Source organism: Halosimplex halobium, assembly GCF_051414055.1.
In the GTDB taxonomy this organism is placed as follows: Archaea; Halobacteriota; Halobacteria; order Halobacteriales; family Haloarculaceae; genus Halosimplex; species Halosimplex halobium.
Genome location: NZ_JBLKNX010000019.1, coordinates 1 through 18,517 on the forward strand (window position 1 = coordinate 1; position 18,517 = coordinate 18,517).

At 73.2% G+C, this 18,517-nt stretch carries 20 protein-coding genes; 8 read left to right on the top strand and 12 right to left on the bottom strand.

The window, feature by feature from the left end; translation table 11 throughout:
• Positions 1–109 precede the first annotated feature (109 nt).
• Positions 110–301, top strand: a complete 192-nt coding sequence (locus tag ACMGFG_RS18775) for a XapX domain-containing protein (RefSeq protein ID WP_436931844.1) — start codon at positions 110–112, stop codon at positions 299–301.
• Positions 302–352: 51 nt separating this feature from the next.
• Here ACMGFG_RS18775 and purF read toward each other — a convergent pair whose 3' ends face one another.
• The 7 genes from purF to ACMGFG_RS18810 form a co-directional block, all read right to left on the bottom strand.
• On the bottom strand, positions 353–1,780 hold the full coding sequence (gene purF / locus ACMGFG_RS18780) for an amidophosphoribosyltransferase (RefSeq protein WP_436931845.1): 1,428 nt from the start codon (positions 1,778–1,780) through the stop codon (positions 353–355).
• Positions 1,781–1,783: 3 nt separating this feature from the next.
• Complete coding sequence (locus ACMGFG_RS18785; protein WP_135363063.1) at positions 1,784–1,957, bottom strand: 50S ribosomal protein L37e; 174 nt, start codon at positions 1,955–1,957, stop codon at positions 1,784–1,786.
• On the bottom strand, positions 1,954–2,139 hold the full coding sequence (locus ACMGFG_RS18790; protein ID WP_135363064.1) for an LSM domain-containing protein: 186 nt from the start codon (positions 2,137–2,139) through the stop codon (positions 1,954–1,956). Before ACMGFG_RS18790 ends, ACMGFG_RS18785 begins: the two co-directional genes overlap by 4 nt.
• A 102-nt stretch (positions 2,140–2,241) precedes the next feature.
• Entirely contained in the window at positions 2,242–3,309 is a 1,068-nt protein-coding gene (locus tag ACMGFG_RS18795) for a M20/M25/M40 family metallo-hydrolase (RefSeq protein ID WP_436931846.1), read from the bottom strand.
• Between the two features lie 82 nt (positions 3,310–3,391).
• Entirely contained in the window at positions 3,392–4,498 is a 1,107-nt protein-coding gene (locus ACMGFG_RS18800; protein WP_436931847.1) for a Gfo/Idh/MocA family protein, read from the bottom strand.
• Positions 4,499–4,651: 153 nt separating this feature from the next.
• On the bottom strand, positions 4,652–5,104 hold the full coding sequence (locus ACMGFG_RS18805) for a DUF8743 domain-containing protein (protein WP_436931848.1): 453 nt from the start codon (positions 5,102–5,104) through the stop codon (positions 4,652–4,654).
• On the bottom strand, positions 5,101–6,489 hold the full coding sequence (locus tag ACMGFG_RS18810) for a cryptochrome/photolyase family protein (RefSeq protein WP_436931849.1): 1,389 nt from the start codon (positions 6,487–6,489) through the stop codon (positions 5,101–5,103). The genes ACMGFG_RS18805 and ACMGFG_RS18810 overlap by 4 nt, the downstream gene beginning before the upstream one ends.
• A 110-nt stretch (positions 6,490–6,599) precedes the next feature.
• Between ACMGFG_RS18810 and ACMGFG_RS18815 the strand changes: the two genes are divergently transcribed.
• A complete protein-coding gene (locus ACMGFG_RS18815; protein ID WP_436931850.1) occupies positions 6,600–7,103 on the top strand; it encodes a hypothetical protein in 504 nt (167 codons plus the stop codon).
• A gap of 12 nt (positions 7,104–7,115) precedes the next feature.
• Here ACMGFG_RS18815 and ACMGFG_RS18820 read toward each other — a convergent pair whose 3' ends face one another.
• On the bottom strand, positions 7,116–8,291 hold the full coding sequence (locus ACMGFG_RS18820) for a mandelate racemase family protein (RefSeq protein ID WP_436931851.1): 1,176 nt from the start codon (positions 8,289–8,291) through the stop codon (positions 7,116–7,118).
• Between the two features lie 183 nt (positions 8,292–8,474).
• Here ACMGFG_RS18820 and ACMGFG_RS18825 point away from each other — a divergent pair, with 183 nt between their 5' ends.
• Positions 8,475–8,786, top strand: a complete 312-nt coding sequence (locus ACMGFG_RS18825) for a hypothetical protein (RefSeq protein WP_436931852.1) — start codon at positions 8,475–8,477, stop codon at positions 8,784–8,786.
• Between the two features lie 72 nt (positions 8,787–8,858).
• The gene (locus ACMGFG_RS18830; protein WP_436931853.1) at positions 8,859–9,809 is read left to right on the top strand and encodes a zinc-dependent metalloprotease; all 951 of its coding nucleotides are present in this window, start codon (positions 8,859–8,861) and stop codon (positions 9,807–9,809) included.
• Between the two features lie 31 nt (positions 9,810–9,840).
• Here ACMGFG_RS18830 and ACMGFG_RS18835 read toward each other — a convergent pair whose 3' ends face one another.
• The 4 genes from ACMGFG_RS18835 to ACMGFG_RS18850 form a co-directional block, all read right to left on the bottom strand.
• Entirely contained in the window at positions 9,841–11,001 is a 1,161-nt protein-coding gene (locus tag ACMGFG_RS18835; protein ID WP_436931854.1) for a hypothetical protein, read from the bottom strand.
• 96 nt (positions 11,002–11,097) lie between these two features.
• Complete coding sequence (locus ACMGFG_RS18840; protein WP_436931855.1) at positions 11,098–11,421, bottom strand: DUF8527 family protein; 324 nt, start codon at positions 11,419–11,421, stop codon at positions 11,098–11,100.
• 37 nt (positions 11,422–11,458) lie between these two features.
• A complete protein-coding gene (locus ACMGFG_RS18845; RefSeq protein ID WP_436931856.1) occupies positions 11,459–11,920 on the bottom strand; it encodes a hypothetical protein in 462 nt (153 codons plus the stop codon).
• Positions 11,920–12,471 carry a hypothetical protein gene (locus ACMGFG_RS18850; protein ID WP_436931857.1) on the bottom strand — a complete coding sequence of 184 codons (552 nt, stop codon included), beginning with the start codon at positions 12,469–12,471 and terminating at the stop codon, positions 11,920–11,922. Before ACMGFG_RS18850 ends, ACMGFG_RS18845 begins: the two co-directional genes overlap by 1 nt.
• A gap of 24 nt (positions 12,472–12,495) precedes the next feature.
• On the opposite strand from ACMGFG_RS18850, the gene ACMGFG_RS18855 reads away from it, so the two are divergent.
• From ACMGFG_RS18855 to ACMGFG_RS18870, 4 genes are read left to right on the top strand one after another with little or no spacing between them, the layout of a single operon-like run.
• Positions 12,496–14,883, top strand: coding sequence for a DUF4129 domain-containing protein (locus ACMGFG_RS18855; RefSeq protein ID WP_436931858.1), 2,388 nt, complete (start codon positions 12,496–12,498; stop codon positions 14,881–14,883).
• Positions 14,880–15,770 (top strand): DUF7269 family protein, encoded by an 891-nt coding sequence (locus ACMGFG_RS18860; RefSeq protein ID WP_436931859.1) that lies wholly within the window; start codon positions 14,880–14,882, stop codon positions 15,768–15,770. Before ACMGFG_RS18855 ends, ACMGFG_RS18860 begins: the two co-directional genes overlap by 4 nt.
• A complete protein-coding gene (locus ACMGFG_RS18865; RefSeq protein WP_436931860.1) occupies positions 15,760–17,067 on the top strand; it encodes a DUF58 domain-containing protein in 1,308 nt (435 codons plus the stop codon). The genes ACMGFG_RS18860 and ACMGFG_RS18865 overlap by 11 nt, the downstream gene beginning before the upstream one ends.
• On the top strand, positions 17,067–18,488 hold the full coding sequence (locus ACMGFG_RS18870; protein WP_436931861.1) for a DUF7519 family protein: 1,422 nt from the start codon (positions 17,067–17,069) through the stop codon (positions 18,486–18,488). The genes ACMGFG_RS18865 and ACMGFG_RS18870 overlap by 1 nt, the downstream gene beginning before the upstream one ends.
• Positions 18,489–18,517 lie beyond the last annotated feature (29 nt).

Genomic DNA, 18,517 nt, shown 5'->3' on the forward strand with positions numbered 1-18,517 from the left:
CCACACCCACCCACCCCACCTTTCTGCGGGAGTCACCCCCCGAGCGGTAGTGCAGTCCACGTCGCGCCCGTGCCGAAACCCCTGAGTGGCGACTCCCTGTAGGACGGGTATGGTCTCGGCCACCACCGCGGGGCTCGCCCTGCTGACCGGCTTTCTGACGGGCGCCGTCTTCCGGTTCCTGAACGTCCCGATCCCGGCCCCGCCGAACGCGGCCGGCGTCCTCGGCATCGTCGGGATCTACCTGGGCTACGTCGTCCTCGACCACTTCGACGTGGGGGTCGACCTGCTCGGGTACCTCTGAGCGGTCGACGGAGAGACAGTCGGCCGAAACGGGCCGGTCCGGAACGGCCGGTCAGTCGTCGGCCGAGGAGTGGCCGACGGCGGGGCGCTGGACCTCGCGGTCCGTCCGTTCGCCTTCGATGTCGTAGGGGTACTCGCCCGTGACACAACCGAGGCAGAGGTCCGAGTCGGACTTGCCCAGCGCGTCGGCGACGGCCTCGATCGAGAGGTACGACAGCGAGTCGGCCTGGATCTCCTCGCGGATCTCCTCGACCGACCGGTCGGAAGCGATGAGTTCGTCGCGGCTCGCCATGTCGATGCCCATGTAACAGGGGGCGACGATCGGCGGCGCGCCGATGCGGACGTGGACCTCCTCGGCGCCCGCCTCGTAGAGCAGCTCCACGAGCTGCGAGGAGGTCGTCCCGCGGACGATGGAGTCGTCGATGACCGTGACGGTCTTGCCCTCCACCGTCGACTTGATCGGGTTGAGCTTCAGGCGGACCGCGCGCTCGCGCTCGTCCTGCGTTGGCATGATGAACGTGCGGCCGACGTACCGATTTTTCATCAGTCCCTCGGCGAACTCCACACCCTCCGGCGCGGCGTCGGCGTAGCCCGAGGCGAACGAGCGCCCGGAGTCGGGGACGGGCATCACCACGTCGGTCTCGATACCGGACTCCTCCCAGAGCGCCCGGCCGAGGTCCCGGCGGACCTCGTAGACGAGCTCGTCGTCGATGACCGAATCGGGCCGCGCGAAGTAGACGTGCTCGAAGAAGCAGTGGGCGGTCTGCTCGGTCTCGACGAGCTGGTAGGTGTCGAAGCCGCTGCCGTCGTCGTGGAGGACGACCAGCTCGCCCGGCCGCACGTCCCGGACGAGTTCGCCGTCAAGCGTGTCGATGGCGGCGCTCTCCGAGGCGAGGACGTAGCCGTCGTCGAGTTCGCCGATACAGAGCGGGCGGTTGCCCTGCGGGTCGCGCACGCCGAGGACCGTCTCGTCGTGGGTGATCGTCAGCGAGTACGAACCGTGGATCCGGCTCATCGTCCGCTTGACCGCCCGGACCAGATCCTCCTCGAGGAGGTTGCGGGCCAGGTCGTGTGCGATGACCTCCGTGTCGCCGTCGGAGGTGAAGGCGTGGCCCAGCGCCGCGAGTTCCTCGCGGATCTCCTCGGTGTTGATGAGGTTGCCGTTGTGCGCGAGCCCGAGCGACCCGCTCTTGAACGAGACGGAAAAGGGCTGCGCACAGCAGTTGTTGACCGACCCCGAGGTGGGGTAGCGGACGTGGCCGATGCCGTTGGAGCCGTTCAGCGAGTCCAGGTCGTCCTCGTCGAAGACGTCGCCGACGAGGCCCATCTCGACGTGCTCGTACTGCTGGAAGCCGTCGTGGGTGACGATCCCGGCCGACTCCTGGCCGCGGTGCTGGAGGGCGTAGAGCGAATAGTAGAGGGGGCGGGCGACGTCACGGCCGGCGGTGGAGATGCCGACAACGCCGCACTTCTCGTGCATTCCTCACTCGCCCGCTTTGTCCTGCCAGGCGTAGTCCCGTCGCTTGGCCGACTCGCCGAACCCGCAGGACGCACAGACCTTGTTCTTGACGTGGTACGATTTCTCGCCGCAGCGGCGACACTTGACGTGTGTCGTCGTGTTCTTCTTTCCCTGACTCGGGGTTCCTGCGCCAGTCATGGGTTGATCGAGACGACGTTGTCGCCGCGTATAATCGTTGTGTCTTGGCCGTCCTCGAGGACCAGATTCATGTGCTGGTCGTACCCCGAGAGGTCGCCGACGTACTCCTCGCCGCCCTTGAGACGAACCGTGACCTCCTCGCCGAGCGACGCCTCCAGCACGTCCAGCGGTCGTCCACTCATACCCTGACTGCCTGTCGTCGCGTGCATAAACGTACCGCTTGCGGGGTCGTCCCTGGACGCCAGCTCCGGGAGGGCACCGGCCCGCCGACGACCCGACCGCGTTCAGATGTCGACGCCGAACGGCGCGTGCGACTCGGTGGCGGCGCCGACGGCGCCCAGCAGGTCGGCCATCGCGTCGAGGTCGTCGGCGTCGACCACCTCGACCGGCGTGTGCATGTAGCGGTTGGGCAAGCCGAGGCTCAGCGTCGGCGTCCCGCCGCGGGCGGTGTAGAAGGCGTCGGCGTCCGTGCCGGTCCGCGAGCCGGTCGCCTGGAGCTGCACGTCGATCCCCCGCTCGTCGGCCACCTCGCGCACGGTCGCGACCAGCGCCGGGTGGTTCGCGCTCCCGCGGGCGACCACGGGCCCCTCGCCGAGTTCGACGCCGGTCGACTTCTCCCCGGGGACGCCCGGCGAGTCCGTCGCGTGGGTCACGTCGCAGGCGATCACGGCGTCGGGGGCCAGGTCGAACCCGACCATCTCCGCGCCCCGGAGCCCGACCTCCTCCTGGACCGTGCTGACGGCGTAGACCGTCGCGTCGGCGCCCGCCTCGACCGCCCGGCGCAGCCCCTCGGCGGCCGCCCAGACGCCCACGCGGTTGTCCATCCCGCGGGCGGTCAGCCGGCCGTCTTCGAGTTCGCGCACCCGCTGGACGAAGGTGACCGGGTCGCCCACCTCGACGAGTTCCTCGGCGTCCTCGCCCTCGTCGACGCCGATGTCGACGTGCTGCTCGGCGATGTCCGGCGCCGAGTCGTCGTCCGCGTCGCGCAGGTGGATCGCCGTCTGCCCGACGACGCCCGCGACCGGCCCGTCGTCGGTGTGGACGGTGACGTGCTGGCCCTGGACGACGGTCTTGTCCGAGCCGCCGACCCGACCGATCGTCAGGAACCCGTCGTCGGTGACCTCGCGGACGATGAACCCGATCTCGTCGCCGTGGCCGGCGAAGGCGACCGACGCGTCGGTGTCCTCGTCGCCCTCGTGGACGGCGACCGCGTTGCCGTACTCGTCGACCCGCACGTCGTCGGCGAACGACTCGACGTACTCCACCCAGACTCGCTGGCCCGGTACCTCGTAGCCCGACGGGCTCGCCGTCGAGAGCAGTTCCTCCAGAAACTCCCTGTGTTCGCGTTCCATGCCCTCCCGTTCGGGCGAACGGGCTTGAATCGTGTGGCTGGCGGCCGACGGGGTAGGCGAGAGCGACCGTGACCCTCCCGCTTCACCACGACGTGATCTCGGCGTCCCGCAGCGGGCGATCAAGCGGGATCGACACCTGGCCGCCGGTGTAGTGCGACAGGTAGAACCCGACGATGATCTCCAGCGAGCGGGTCGCCTCGCGGCCGGTCGAGCGGTTCTCGGCGGTCCCGTCCAGCAGCTCCTCGACGTGACGCGCCGCGTTCGGGAACGCCCGCCGGTAGTCGTCGTCCCACGTCCAGGCGCCCTCGATGCCGTACTCGGCGAGGTCCTCCTCGACGTGGTCGCCCTCGTCCAGCCGCCAGTAGCGCCACTCGCCGTCGTCGTTGTTCAGGTAGAGTTTGCCCTCCGTCCCGACGAACTGCATCGTCATCGAGGAGTCCGCCCGCGGGATCGTGCAGTCGACGGTCGCGAACGTGCCGTCGTCGAGCACGACGAACCCGCCGCCGCCGGCGTCGTCGACCGCCTCCTCCGCTTCGAGCGTGTCGACGGCCTCGTTCTCGCCGGTGATGTACCCCGAGACGCGCTCGGCTCGGGCGTCGAGCAGCGAGACGAGCATATCGAGCAGGTGCGTCGAGTTCCGGAGCAGTTCCATCCGGAACTGCATCGACACGGCGTGTACGTCCCCGAGCAGCCCCTCCTCGCGCACGAGTTCGCGCAGCCGCTCCTGTTTCTCGGTGAACCGGAACGAGTGGTTGACCAGCAGTTCGGTGTCGGTCTCGTCGCAGACCTCGACCATCTCCTCGGCGCCGGTCACGGAGGCGGCGATGGGCTTCTCGCACCAGACCACGTCCGGGTCGGCGGCCGACCGGGCCGCGTCGACGACGTGGTCGCGGTGGAGAAAGGAGGGCGTACACACCGAGACGGCGTCCAGGTCCTCGGCGTCGAGCATCGCCTCGTGGCCGACGTAGCGGCGCTCGGGCGGGATCTCCCAGGCGTCGCCGAAGCGGTCGAGCTTGTCCTCGTCCACGTCGGCGACCGCGACGAGTTCGATGTCGTCGGTCGCCGCGTAGCCGCCGGCGTGGCTGGCGGTGAACTTCTTCTCGCCGATGTCCGCCTCGTCGTGCATCCCGAGGATGCCGAGCCCGGCGATGCCGCCGGCCCCGACGATGCCCGCGCGGTAGGGTGCCATGTCGTCCGCATGACGCGGAGGGGTCTTGGTGTTTGCCCGGCGGCCGTCGCCGCGGCCGCTCCCAGGCGGTTCGTCGCCGTGGCCGTTTCCCGGTGGCCCGTTACCGCGGTCGCTCTCCGTCGACTCGTCACCGCGGCCGCTCCCCCGCACCCGTCAGCCCGACCCCTCGCGGTCGGTCAGGTCGGAGAGGGCCGCGGCGTCGGCCAGGTCCCCGACCGTGCAGTACCAGGCGCCGCGCAGCCCCGAGAGGTCGTTCTCGACCGGCTCGGCCAGCCCTTCGAGGTCGGCGAGTTCGAAGACGACGGCTGCGTCTGTGTCGACGAACGGGTCGACGGTCGCCCGCCAGTCGCGCTCGGAGAGGGGGCCGGGTTCGCCGCGGCGTTGCTCGACCCGGTCGCTCACCGGGGCGACGTGCGTGACCGCCGAGACTGGCGCCGTGCGGTAGAACGCCATGTACTCGAACGGCTCGTCGGTCCGGTCGTACGACGCCGGGGCCGGGTAGAACCCCTCGCGGACGCGCTCGAACGTCGCCGGCCGCGTCGCCACGACGCAGACGCGGGCCCCCGGGTCCGCCCCGGCCAACACCGAGTCGTCGCCGTCGGTCATCGCTTCCCGAGCGCCCGCTCGTAGACGCGCTGGGCGCGCTCGTAGGCTTCCGTCCGGTCGACGATCGGGTCGGGGTAGTCGGGCGCCAGCCGCTCGCGCTCGTCGGGCGAGAGGGTCGGCCAGTCGACCACCTTCCCCGCCGGCACGTCCCGAATCTCCGGGACGTAGGCCTTCACGAACCGCGCGTCGTCGTCGTACTTGCTCGCCTGCGCGACGGGGTCGAAGATACGCACGTCCACGGAGTCGGTGCCCGTCGAGGCGATCCACTGCCAGTTGCCCGCGTTCGAGGCGGGGTCGTGGTCGACCAGCTGCTCGGCGAAGTGGCGCCGCCCCTTCCGCCAGTCGACCAGCAGGTGTTTCGTCAGGAACGAGGCGACGACCTGGCGCGGCCGGTTGTGGATATACCCCTCCTCGCGGAGCTGGCGCATCCCCGCGTCGACCAGCGGATACCCCGTCTCGCCGCGCTTCCACGCCGCGAACTCCTCGCGGTCGTTCCGCCACTCGATAGCGTTGGGGATCGACCTGTAGTTCGCCGTCGGCAGGTCGGGGTTGTGGTACAGCAGGTGGTAGTTCCCCTCGCGCCAGGACAGCTCGTAGCGGTACTTCCCCACGTTTCGCCGTTCGTCCCCCGAGATGGCGTCGTGGGCCTCCGTCGCGTCCCGCCACACCTCTCGGATCCCGATCATCCCGGCGGCGACGTACGGAGACAGCCGGGAAACCGCTTGCGCCGGCGCCTCGACGGCGAGCGCGAGGTCGTCGCGGGTGTCGCCGTAGCTGCGGATGCCCCGGTCGAGGAAGTCGTCGTACCGCTCGCGCGCGGCCCCGTAGCCCGCCTCCGGGAGGTCGATGTCCGCGTCGGGGATGGGGACCGTCCCGCCGCCGCCGTCCACGTCGGCCAGGTCGCCCGGTTCGGGCGCCGGCGCGGGCGCGGGCTTGGACACCTGCTGCCAATCGTTGTGGAACTGGCTGTGGGTCGGGTACCGCTCGTCGAGTCTAGCGGGGTCGACGAGCACGAGATCGGTTTCGCTGGCGGTGTCGACCCCCGCCTCGGCGCAGGCCGCCTCGACGGCCTCCTGTCGCTCGCGACGCTCGGGGCGGTAGTGTTCGTTGTAGACGACGGCGTCGGCGCCGAACTCCGGGGCCAACTCGGGCAGCACGTCGCTCGGCGCGCCCTCGCGGACGAGCAGGTCGCTCCCGCGCTCGCGGTAGGCCTCGCGCAGGCGGCGGACGCCGCGCAGGAAGAAGGCGCGCTGTCGGTCGCCCAGGCGGTCGAGGAGGTCCGTGTCGCGGACGAACACGGGGACGACCGGGCCGTCCGCCGCGGCGGTCGCCAGGCCGCGGTTGTCCGGGACGCGGGGATCCCGCCGGTGCCAGAACAGGCGCATGGCGACCGGTCAGGACGACGGCGGCTTAGTGGCTTCGACGGAGCCACCGCGGACGGGCAGCGGACCTCGGGACGGGGAAAGCATTTGTCGGTCCGGCGGAACTGTCGGGCGTGCTCCGCGCGCTCGCGAAGGGTGGTGCGGTCGCCGTGCCGCTCCTGATCGTCGGGTTCGTTCTGGTCGGGTTCTGGCCGACGGCCGTCCAGCCGGTCGACGACACCCTGGCGATCGACCACGCGCCCGACGACTACGGCCCCGCCCACTACTATCCCGAGAACGACACCGTCCGCTTGTGGGTGTCGGGGAGCGGCAACGAGCGCGCGTTCGAACCGTTCGAGGTGTACGCCTGCTGGTCCGGGAAAGAGGCTGCTACGGACCGAATCCGGAGGATTCTCGACAGCCGGTTCACCACCGGCGACAGCGGCGTACGGTTTGCGGGCGGCTTCGACCGGGTCGTCGTCCGCGACGTACCGCTGACCGGTCCCACCCGCCGGGCGCTCCGCCACAGCCTGCCCGACCGGGTGAACGTCTCCGTCGCGATGTTCGACCGGACCGCCGAGTGCTCGTTCCCGGTCGAGATCAGACGGCCGACGGGCGATCGACCACAGCCGGGCTAGCGACCCGCCGGACTACTCGTAGACGTGGACGCTGCCGGTCGCGTTGGCCTCGATGTAGTCCCAGTCGTAGTCGACGCCCAGGCCCGGCCCCTGGGGAACGGGGACGGTCCCCTCGTCGTCGACCGAGTCGAGCTGGTCCTCGTAGTCGCCGGCGTAGACCGGCGGCGTGGTGTTGGGCGCGTCGGGGTGGACGAGCGCCATCTCGTAGTAGTTGGAGTTGCGGACGGCGGCCATGCAGTGGCGCTGTGCGGGGCCGGGTGCGTGGAACTCCACGTCGAGGCCGTGGCCCTCGGCGACGCGGGCGCGCTTGATGGCGCCGGTGATCCCGCCGTCGTACTCGGGGTCGGCACGGACGAAGTCGGTCGCCTCGGCGTCGATGAAGTCGGTAAAGGGTTCCAGCCCGCGGACGTGCTCGGTCTGGAGGATCGGCGTGTCGAGTTGCTGGCGGAGCTTCCGGTGGGCGTGCTGGGAGATGCCGCCGTCGCGGTAGGGGTCCTCGTACCAGAAGAAGTCCTGCTCGTCGAGCGCGCGGCCGAGCTTGACGGCGTCGGCCAGCGTCTCCAGTTCGCAGGCGGGGTCGTGCATCAGGTCCATCTCGTCGCCGACGCGCTCGCCGACGGCGTGGACCGCGTCGAGTTCCCGCTCCAGGTCCCGTGATCCGTCGCTGCCGCCCCAGCCGTGGATCTTGAAGCCGGGGTACCCCATCTCCAGACACTCCTCGGCGAAGTCGGCGAAGTCCTCGGGGGTTTCGAGGCCGCCGTTCTCGTCGCCGTGGTAGGTCGACGCGTAGGCGGGCAGGCGCTCGCGGTAGGTGCCCAGCAGTTCGTGGATCGGCGCGTCGTGGTACTTGCCGGCGAAGTCCCACAGCGCGATGTCGACCGGGCCGATGCCCATGCGGTCGTACTTGCGGAGCGCCCGCTTGATCTCCGACCAGTGTTTCTCGCGTTCGAGGGGGTTCTTGCCGACGAGGTAGTCGGCGAAGGTGTTGATCTGGGCGGCGCCGGGGGAGTTGCCGCCGACGTACTCGCCGGTGATCCCCTCGTCGGTGTGGACCGTGACGGCGAACAGCTTCCGCTCGACGCTGCCGCCGGGCTCGTAGACGAGGTTGAACCCGTGGTGGTCCGTCCCCATGTCGGGGATCTCGTAGGCGAACTCGACGCTCTCGATCTTGGTGATCGTCGGGGCCATATCTCCGCCTCGGCGGCCTCCGCAAAGAAGTGCCGGGATGCGGCGGGTCGCTCCGGGGGAGCGACCGGGCGACGGCGGAGGGTGGCCGGTCGACGACGAGGGGGACCCGGTCGACGACGAGTAGCCACACGACGGCGCAGTCGCCGGCGAAACCCCTTTCCGCCCGGTCGGCGAACGCCCTGTATGGCGAAGTTCACGTTTCTGGAAGTCCACCTCGACGGCGCGGAGTTCATGGCCAACGCACCCTTCAGCGGCGCCGAATCCGCCGAGGAGGCCGAGGGACTCGCCGACCTCTCGCTCGGCTCCGGTGAAGACGGGGACGAGGCGGGGGAGGCGACCGACGAGGGCGGGGCGAGCCCGTTCGGGATCGTCTTCGCGTTCGTCGGGCTGGTCGTCCTCGCGGTCGCGTTCCGCCGCATCCTCGGCGGGTCGGGCGAGCCCGTCCTCGACGAGGCGGAGTCCGAATCCGGGGGCGGCATCCGCGCGCGGCTCTGACCGCGACGGACACGGCTCCGACCGCGACCGGGCGGGGAGAAGGCCTATCCGCCCGCGTCGCCTGGTTCGGGTATGGGACTGTACGAGAGCGTCCGGGCGGTCACGGCGGCCTCCGGCGACGGCCCGGTCGACTGGACCGCCGTCGCCGACGCCGCGAAGTCCTCGACCGACCCGGGGTCGATCGCGCTCACCCGCGAGGAGGAGGAGGCCTACGCAGCGGACGTGCGCGACGCACGCGACCGCGTGCGGTCGGTCGGGGAGGTGGCGTTCGACCTGCCGGAGGTCGTCGAGATCCAGAACCGCCACCACTGGATCGACGCCAACGTCGCCACCTTCGAGCGGGTGATGCGCCCGCTGGAGGAGCAGGTCACGATGTTCCCGGGCGCCAGCCGCGTCGTCAACACCGGGACGATGAGCGTCGCGCTCGCCTTTCTCGGCAACAACGTCCTCGGCCAGTACGACCCTCTGCTGCTCGCCGAGGGCGACGACCACGCGCTGTATTTCGTCCACCCGAACATCGAGACGGTGGCCGACGCGCTGCAGGTCGACTTCGACCGCTTCCGCCGGTGGATCGCCTTCCACGAGGTGGCCCACGCCGCGGAGTTCGGCGCCGCGCCCTGGCTCTCGGACCACCTCGAGTCGACGATGGAGGGCGCTGTCGCGGCGCTCGGCGAGGGCACGCTCGACCGCGAGGCCCTGAAGGATCTGGACGCCACGATGACCGCCGTGGAGGGGTACGCCGAGCTCGTCATGGACCGGGCGTTCGACGACGAGTACGCCGACCTCCGCGAGAAGGTCGAGGCCCGCCGTCGCGGCCGCGGCCCGCTCTCGCGCGTGATCCGCCGGCTGCTCGGCCTCGGGATGAAACGCCGCCAGTACGAGCGCGGCAAGGCCTTCTTCGACGCCGTCGCCGACGAGCGCGGCCTCGCCGGCGCCGCCGCCGTCTGGGAGTCGCCCGACAACCTCCCGACCGACGCCGAACTCGACGACCCGTCGCTGTGGCTCGCCCGGGTCGACGCCTGACCGCCTCGCGACGGGCGGGACGGCCGCCCGGTCAACACCGCCGGCGCAGGTACTGCGGCGCCTTCAGTACCCCGTCGAGGTGGTGCGGCTCGACCTCCGCGGCCGGGAACTCGACCGCCGCGAGGAGCGTCCGGCCGTCGACCGAGACGGCGACCTCCGACGGCTCGAACGGCCGGGACTCCGCGTTCGACAGTTCGCGTTCGAGCGGGACGAACTCCTCGTCGACGCAGTCCGGGTCCAGCGGCTCGTCGTAGACCGTGACCTGGCGGTGGACGGCGGTGTCGCCGTCGACGGCGAGCGTCGCGCCCGACCCCCGCCTCGAGCCGCCGACGTGGACGGTCGCGGTGACCCCGGGGTCGAGCGCCGACAGCAACCGGGCGAGCGTCGCCGCCGCCTCGCCGTCGGCGCTCGTCTCGCCGTCACCGTTCGTCTCGCCCGCCCGGTCGTCGACGATGGCCCGGACCGAGTCGAGCGCTGCCGCCCGCGACTCGTGGAGCCGCGTGTGGACGTAACGGTCGCCACTCACGGCGATCCCCTTGTGGATCCCCTCGCCGACCGGGATCTGCCTGTGGTACACGGCGAGACCGCGGTGGTCGCCCACCCGCTCGACGGCCGCCTCGTAGTCCGATTCGTAGAGCTGACGGGAGAGTATCGCCCGCTCGACGGCGTCGTCGAAGTTCTCGGACCGGAGCAGGTCCGCGTCGACGGTCCCCGACGCAGCGAGGCCGACGCGGCCGTGGACGCTGTCCGCCGGGTCGATCGCGCTCCGGTAGGGCTCCGTCGGCAGCCACTCGGTCTCGGCCCACGAGCGGGCTACTCGCTCGGGGAGCGCGTCGCGGACCACCCCGAACCGCTCCCGGTCGAAGCCGACGACGCTCTCCCACCCCGACCGGCCGTCGCTCCCGCTGCCCGCGCCACAGATACCGGTCCCGAACCACCTCGCGTACCCGGGCAGGTCCCCCGGACGCGGGCGTGACGCCGAAGTCGCAGTCGCCGGGACCGTCGTCCCGTCGGGCGTGGCCGTCGGCGAACGGACGGCCGTCTCGGAACCCGGGGTCGAGGCCGTCGACGGACCCGACTCGCCCCCGTCCCGAGTCCGGATGCCCAGCGGGTCGGCGTAGGCGAACGCCCCCACGCCGGCGATACCAGCACCGCCCCCGGCGAGTAACTGCCGCCGCGAGATCCCCTCCATGGCCGCCGGATGAACGTCATTCCGTTTATATTTCGGGGGATCGGTCCGGCCGGTCAGTCCGACGGAACGGTCCCAGCAAGTGGAGACGACGGCGTCTCAGCGGTCGGACCGGTCGGTCCGTCCGTCGCGCTCGGCGGTCGTTCCGTCGTCCTCGCCACCGTCGCCGCCGTCGGCGAAGGGGTTCTCCCGCTCGATCCGCCGCCGCTGGCGGTCCGCCGGCGCGGGGCCGGTCGGGACGACGTACTTCGCGAGCGGGTAGCCGACGAGCATCCCGAGGACGACCGCGCCAGCGGTCTGGACCGCCGTCGTCTCGATCTGCAGCGTGATGAGTCCGCCCGACAGGCCGACCAGCAGGGTCGTCCCGTAGACGACCTTCCGGTTGAACGCCGAGCGCTCCTCCTCGGGGATGGGGCCGACCATCAGCGCTCACTCCCCGAAGCCGGGTTCGTCCCGGCCATCAGAGATCCCTCGCCGTGCTGACGTGCATCGAGACGAACTGCCACGCGTCGGCGCTCCCGCCGTCCGTAGTAGCCCCGTCTTCGCCGGCCGCAGTAGGCTCGCCTTCGTCGACCCCGTCGGCCGACGAGTCGGCGGCGCCGCGCAGTTCGAGCGTCCCGGTCCAGCGGGTGTCGAACTCGTAGCGGATCCGCCGTTCGGTGTCGGTCCAGGCGAGCGAGACGCGGTCGCCGAACCAGGCGTGGCGGTCGCGCTCGGTGACCCACAGGTCGCGACTCCCGACGCTCCAGTCGGTCGTCCGCTCGGTCTGCTCGCGCAGCCCCTCGGCGACGGCGTCGTCGCCGACGAGCCGCTCGGAGATGCCGACCTTGACGGCGCCGTCGACCGGGGCGAAGAAAGGAGCCAGCGGCTCCCCCTCGCGGAGCGCGTCGTAGTACGCCCGGACCCGGTCGGCGGCGCCCATCACTGGAACCCTCTGTCGACGTTCTCGTCGATCAGGTCGTCGAGTTCGGAGTCGAGCAGCTGTTCGGCCTCCTCGAAGGTGTCCGCGAGGTCGTCGACCCGGTCGGGGCGGCCGTACTGGTCGTACTCCATCGGGCCGTAGGCCGGCGAGTCCAGCGTGTCCATCACGTCCTCGAACAGGGCGTCGGGCGTCGTCGGCGCGTCGGCGTGGGCCTGGACGACCTCCTCCAGCTCGGAGGCCGCCTCCTCGGCCTCGTCCTCGTCGCCGACGGGCTGGCGGACGCCGAACATCCCGCCCTCGCCGGGCTCCGCCGGGAACAGCGGGTCCAGGTCGTCGTCGATCTTGCGGGCGACCTCGGCGCCGACCCCCTGGACCTCGTAGGGGTTCCTCGCGTAGGTCTTGACGTGGAACACCCCCACGGCGGGGTGGCCGAAGTACAGGTCCTCCCCGATGCCGTTCGCGCGGTCGCCGCCGGCCGCGCGCCAGCCGGCGGGGTCGGCGTCGCTCTCCACGACGTCTTCCAGGATGTCCTGCCAGTCGCGGACGCGCATGTCGGTCGCGGGTAGGCGCCCCCCGTGAATGAAGGCATCGGTCGCGGCCACTTCTCCCACCTCGGTCCCCCGACCCGGCCGGGACGCCCCCGCGACTCCGGCGACCGGACGATTGATTATCCGCCCCACCTGACAGGTGTACAACTGCCCGGCGACCGCGAGGACGCGGCGCCGGCCGAGGGGGCCACGACGGTGTCAGAGACCGAACCGACGGGCGAGACCGGCGACCCAGCCGCGGGTGTCGACCGCCGCCAGGCCGCGCTCGTCGCGCTCTGTCTGCTCGGGCTGGTCGTCGCCGCGTTCGTCGCGCCCGTCGCGCCCGACGCGGGGGTCTTCGGGAGCGGCGGGAGCGGCACCGGACCAGGCGACGAGGCCAGGGACGGCAGTGGCGGCAACGATGGGTCCGACGGTGGGACCGGTGACGGTGGCGAGGGCGGCGCCGGCGGAGGCGGCGCCGGGGGCGAAGGGGACAGTATCGACGGCGGGGGTGACGGCGGGGGCAGCCGCGTCATCGGCGAGGACGGCGAGCCGATCCCGGTCCCCGGCGGCGACTCGCCCCCCGCGGAACGGGGCTGCGGCGTCGTCGTCGAGAACGAGCCGGTGCCGGGTGGGGTCGTCCGCGTCAGCGTCTACGACGACCTGGAACCCGCCGAGGGGGTCCCGGTCTGGTTCGGCGACCGCCTGGTCGGCCGGACCGGCCCGGGCGGCCAGGTCGAGGGCCGCGCGCCCTACACCCGCGAGCTGAACGTCACCGTCCGGGTGCCGGGCGAGGACTGCGAGTTCTTCCGGCGGCCCTACGACACCGGCGGGGGCGCCGAGGGCGCGGCCGCCGGGAGTGTCGACCTGTCGGGCGCCCGCATCGCATCCGTCGCCGGGGATATCGACCCGCGGGCGCTCGCCGGTGGAGTCGGCGGCGGCGGAGCGGCGGCCGCACAGGGACAGGAGACCGACGGGAACGACACCGCCGCCTACGAGGTCGACGGCGCAGTCGAGCTCTCGGTGGTCGGCGACCCCTACCCGGGGACGGACGTGACCCTCCTCGCGGCAGTGGAGGACGTGCCGATGCGCCGGGCGGCCGTCAGTGTCGACGGCGAGCGTGTCGGCCGGACGACCGCGAACGGGCGGTACGAGCTCGCGGTTCCGACCGACGCCGAGTCGGTGTCCGTGACCGTCGAGCGCGGCGACTTCTCGGGGTCGCGGACCATCGACGTGTGGGTGCTCGACGCCGCGGTCCGTCCCCAGGAGGGGCTCCCGGTCCCCGGCGAGCCGGCGCTTGTGACCGCCGCCGCGGGGCCCGAACCAGCGCAGGACGCCCGGGTCGCCCTCGACGGAGCGCGGCTGGGGCGCGCCGACGAGAACGGGACGGTCGGGTTCGCGCTGCCGGCGGACCCCAGGGGCACGATCACAGTCCGGACGGGCCGGCAGTCGACGACGGTGCCGCTGTGGACCGCCTACGCGTCGACGATACTGGCGAGCGCGCTCCTGGTGGTCGGCGGCGTCGTCGGGACCGGCGTCGCCGCACGTCGCCGCGGCCGGGGCGCGGCCAGGCGCGTCGCGACGTGGTGGGTCGCGCTGGCCGTCCTGTTCGTCGGCCTCGCCGTCGGCGAGGGGCGCGGGCTGCTCGCCGCGGCGGGGCTCGTCGCACTCGTCGCCGCGGTCCGTCACCGCCGGGCGGTCGGGGCCGGCGGGCGGACGCTCGCCGAACAGTCGAGCGGGGTCGTCGCCTGGGCTCGCCGGACCGCGCTCGCGGTCGCCGACGGCGTGGCGGCCGGCCTCGACCGGCTCGCGGCGCTGCTGGGCCGGATCGCGGGTCGCGTCGCCGCCCTCCCGCTGTCGGTCCGGGGGCTGGCCGCCCGGCTCGGGGCCTGGCTCCGGGCGCTCCCCGGTCGCGCCCGCCGGTCCCTCGCGACCCGTCTCACGCTCCGGCGCGTCGCGGCCGCCGCGCTCGCGACAGGCCTGCTCGCGGGGCTCACGTACCGGTTCGGCGCCCTCGGCTTGCTCGCCGGGCTGGTCGCGCTCTGGGTCGCAGTCGTCGCCTACCGCCGGTGGACTCGCGAGGAGTCCGACGCCGATGGCGGAGACGGGACGGACGCTCGCTCCGCGGTCACGACCGGCCGGACCGCGACGGGGGGCGACGAGGACAGTCCGACGGACCGCTCGATCCGGGCGCTCTGGCGGCGGTTCGCCCGGTGGGTCCTGCCGGGGCAGTGGCGGCAGTCGACGCCGGGCGAGGTGTCGCGGGCGGCCGTCGAGCGCGGGTGGCCCGAGCGGCCGGTGCGGGCGCTGACCGACGCGTTCCGCGAGGTCGAGTACGGCGACCGGAGCGCCGACGACCGGAGCGAGCGGGCTCGCGAGGCCTTCGAGGCCATCGACCACGAGCGGGAGCACCAACGGGAGGGAGAGGAGTCGTGAACCGCTGGATCGCGGGGCTGGTCGCCGTGCTGGGGACCGTCGCCATCGGCGCCGCGCTCCTGCTGGCGGTCGCGCTCACGCCGGTGACGGCGTCGGAGGCGGGCGCGGGCGCGCTGGCCGTCGCGCTGGTCGGCGCCGCGCTCGCGGCCGCCAAACTCTACCGGTCGGGCGCGGACGCCGAGACGGTCGCGCCGGCGCCCTGGGAAGAGGGGGGCGAGCTGGTCGCGGGGACGCCGGAGGAGACCGCCGACCCGGCGGACGTGACCGGCGCCGAACTCGCGGGACTCGTCGACGAGGCGCGCGAGCGGGCCCGCGAGGCCGAGACGGTCGAGGAGGGGTTCGCGGTCGTGCGCCGCCCGCTCCGGGAGGCGCTGACCCGCGTCCTCGCGGCCGGCGGCGCCGACCCCGACCAGGTGGAGGGTGCGCTGGCGACCGGCGCCTGGACGGACGACCGCGTCGCCGCGGCGGTCGTCGACGAGCGGGTCGACCTCCCGCGGGCGTCGCTGTGGGGGCGCCTGCGCGCCTGGCTGTTCCCCGAGCGGGTCGTCAGGCGCGGGACCGCCCGCGCGGTCGCGGCCATCGACGACGCCGCCGAGCGCGAACTCCCGCCCGTCGTCGGCGCGGACGCGCCGCGGACGGCCCCGACGGTCGCGCCCGCCATCGGGACTCTCGAGCGGGCCGCCGACGGGACCGTCCAGCGGGCCGGTGCGGTCGAGCGAGGGCCGAAGCAGGACGGCGGAGACCCGAACGACGACGACGAGGACGCCGTTGGTGACGGGTCCGACACCGACAGCGGCGGCGCACCTGACGACGACGGGACCCCCGCCGAGGTGGACGAGGCGGACGAGACGGCGGATCTGGTCGGGGAGGTGTGGGATGACGCGTAGGCGGCGGGTCCGCTGGCGCGGGGCGGTCGCGGCGGCGCTCGTGCTCGCCGTCGCGGGCGTCTGGAACCGAAGCGCGGCGCTGCTGCTCGGGGCCGCTATCCCGCTTGTCTTCGTCGCTTACGGGTCGCTCTCGACGGTCGACTCCCCGGGGGACCTGGCGGTCAGTCGGACGGTCGACCCGACGCCGGCGCCGCCGGGGCGACCGGTCACGGTCACGCTCACCGCGACCAACGAGGGCGACCGGACGCTGTCGGACCTGCGGCTGGTCGACGGGGTGCCCGACGACCTGCAGGTCGTCGACGGGTCGCCGCGGGCGGGGACCACGCTCGACCCTGGAGAGTCCTGCACCGTCGAGTACACGGTGGTCGCCCGCCGCGGCGAGTACGACTTCGCCCCGCCGCGGGCGCGTCTCCGGTCGGCCGGCGCCGGGATGGTCGCGACGACCGAACCGGCCCCGGCGGGCGACGAGCGGCTGGTCTGCCGGCTGGACGCCGACGCGCCGCCGCTGGCCGAGCGCGGCGACGACTTCGTCGGCCGGCTCGCGGTCGACCGGCCGGGTCGGGGCGTGCAGTTCCACTCCACCCGGGAGTACCGCCACGGCGACGCCGCCGACCGCATCGACTGGCGGGGCTACGCCCGCCGCGGCGAACTCGCCACCGTCGAGTACGAGCGGCCCGTGTCGACGACGGTCGTGGTCGTCCTCGACGCCCGCGAGCGCAACCGGGTCGCCCCGGGGCCCGGTCGGCCGACGGCGGTCGAGCGGTCGGCCTACGCCGCCGTCCGGACCGTCACCGCGCTCATGCGCGCCGGCCACGACGTGGGCCTGGCGGTCGTCGGCCGCAACGCCAGAGGTCCGGGCGGGCTGGACTGGATCGAACCCGGCGCGGGGTCGGAGCACCGGTCTCGGCTGACCGCGGGCGTCGAGCGCGCCGTCGAGTACGACGTGGACACGCCGGTCGACGCGACCTACCAGTTCCGGAAGGCCGCCGAGCTCTCGGGCCCGCGGGCGCAGCTGTTGCTCGTCTCGCCGCTGCTGGACGGACGCCCGGTCGAGGCCGTCGAGACGTGGGCCTCGCTCGACCGGGCGCGGACCGTCCTCTCGCCGGACGTGGTGTCGGCGACGACCGTCGGCGGGCGGCTGGACGCCGTCCGGCGGCGGACCCGGCTCGCGCGCTGTCAGTCGACCGGGGCCCGGACCATCGACTGGCGGCGCGGCACGCCGCTGGCGCTCGCGCTGGAGTACGCCCTGGCGGTCGAGGCCAGGCAGTCGGCGGGGACCGCGGGGGGTGGCGCCTGATGCCGTTCGGGCCGCGCCTGGACCGGCCCTCGGCGGTCGGCGACGAGGGCCGCCCGCGGGCGACGAGCCTCGGGATCGCCGCCGTGACCGTCGTCGGCCTCGCCCTGGCGACGGGGTTCGCCGTCGGACAGCCGACGTTTCTCACGGGGCTGGGACTCGTCGCCGGCCTCGCGACCGCCGGCGTCGCGCTCCTCGACCGGGACACCCTCGGCGAGACGGTGGTCGGACACCTGCTCTTTCTCCCCGGCGCGGCGCTGCTGGGCGTGCTCGTCGTCGCCACGCCGGGCGACCCCTACCTCGTCGGGGGCTACGCGCTCGCCCTGCTGGGGACGGCGGCCGCCTGGGCGGACGTGGCCGACGACGACGCGCTGGAGGGGGCGCTCTCGCAGGGTATCCTCTCGTACGTCTTCGGCCTGGTCTGGCTGTTCGGGGCCGCGATCGCCGTCGCCGCGGGGTATCTCGCCTGGCGGCTCGTCGACAGCACCGTCGCCGCCGAGGACCCCACCGTCGCCGCGATCGGCTTCCTGTTCGTGCTCGGCGCCGCCCTCGGTGCCGTCCGCCTCTCGCTGGAGGGGATCCCGGTCGTCCAGCTGACGCCCAGGGGCCGGCGCGACGCCGTCCGGACGCGGCTCGGACGGGTCAGACGATGGCTCGCGGTCGGGGCCGCCGTGACCGTGGGTGTCGGACTCCTCTCGCTGGTGTTTACCGCTACTGACTCGCCCGCCCTCGCACCGGTCCCAGGCGCGACCGCCGTCGTGTCGGCGCTCACGTCGGCGTTCGTCGTCGGCCCGCTGCTGGCGGTCGGTGCCGTCGCGCTCCTGGCCGCGGGCGCCGCGGTCGCCGCCCGGCAGGTCACCCAGCGCTACGACGAGCGGAAGACGCGGACGGTCGCGGCCGGCGTCGCAGGCGGCGGCTACCTGGTCGTCCTCCTGTTCGGCGTCGTCCCGCAAGTGGTCGGGCTCCTCGCCTTCAGCCCCTTCCTCTTTCTCGCCGGCGTGTTGCTCGCGCCGCTGGCGGTGTTTCTCGCGGTCGGCGCCGCGCTCGTCGCCGTCCGGGTCGACCTGTTCCCCGAGCGGGTCGGCGGCCCCGCGCTCGCGGCCGCCGGGCTCGTCGTCGCGGCCGTCGGCGCCGACTCCATGGGCCTGCCCGCGCCGCTCGTGTTCGCAACCGTCGCCGGCGCGCTGGTCGTCTGGGACGCCGGCTCGTTCGGCCTGGGCCTGACCGCCGAACTCGGCCACCGGCCCGAGACCAGGCGGCTCGAACTGTACCACGGCGTCTTCACCGTCGGGATCGGCGCGGCGGCCGTCCTCGGCGCGACCGCGCTGTACGCCGTCCGGACGAGCGCCGGGGGCGGCCACACGCTCGCCATGACCGCCGCCGTCGTCGGGACGCTGCTGCTCGGCGCGCTGTTGCGGGGGTGACCGGCCGGAGCCGCCGGCTCCGCCCGAAC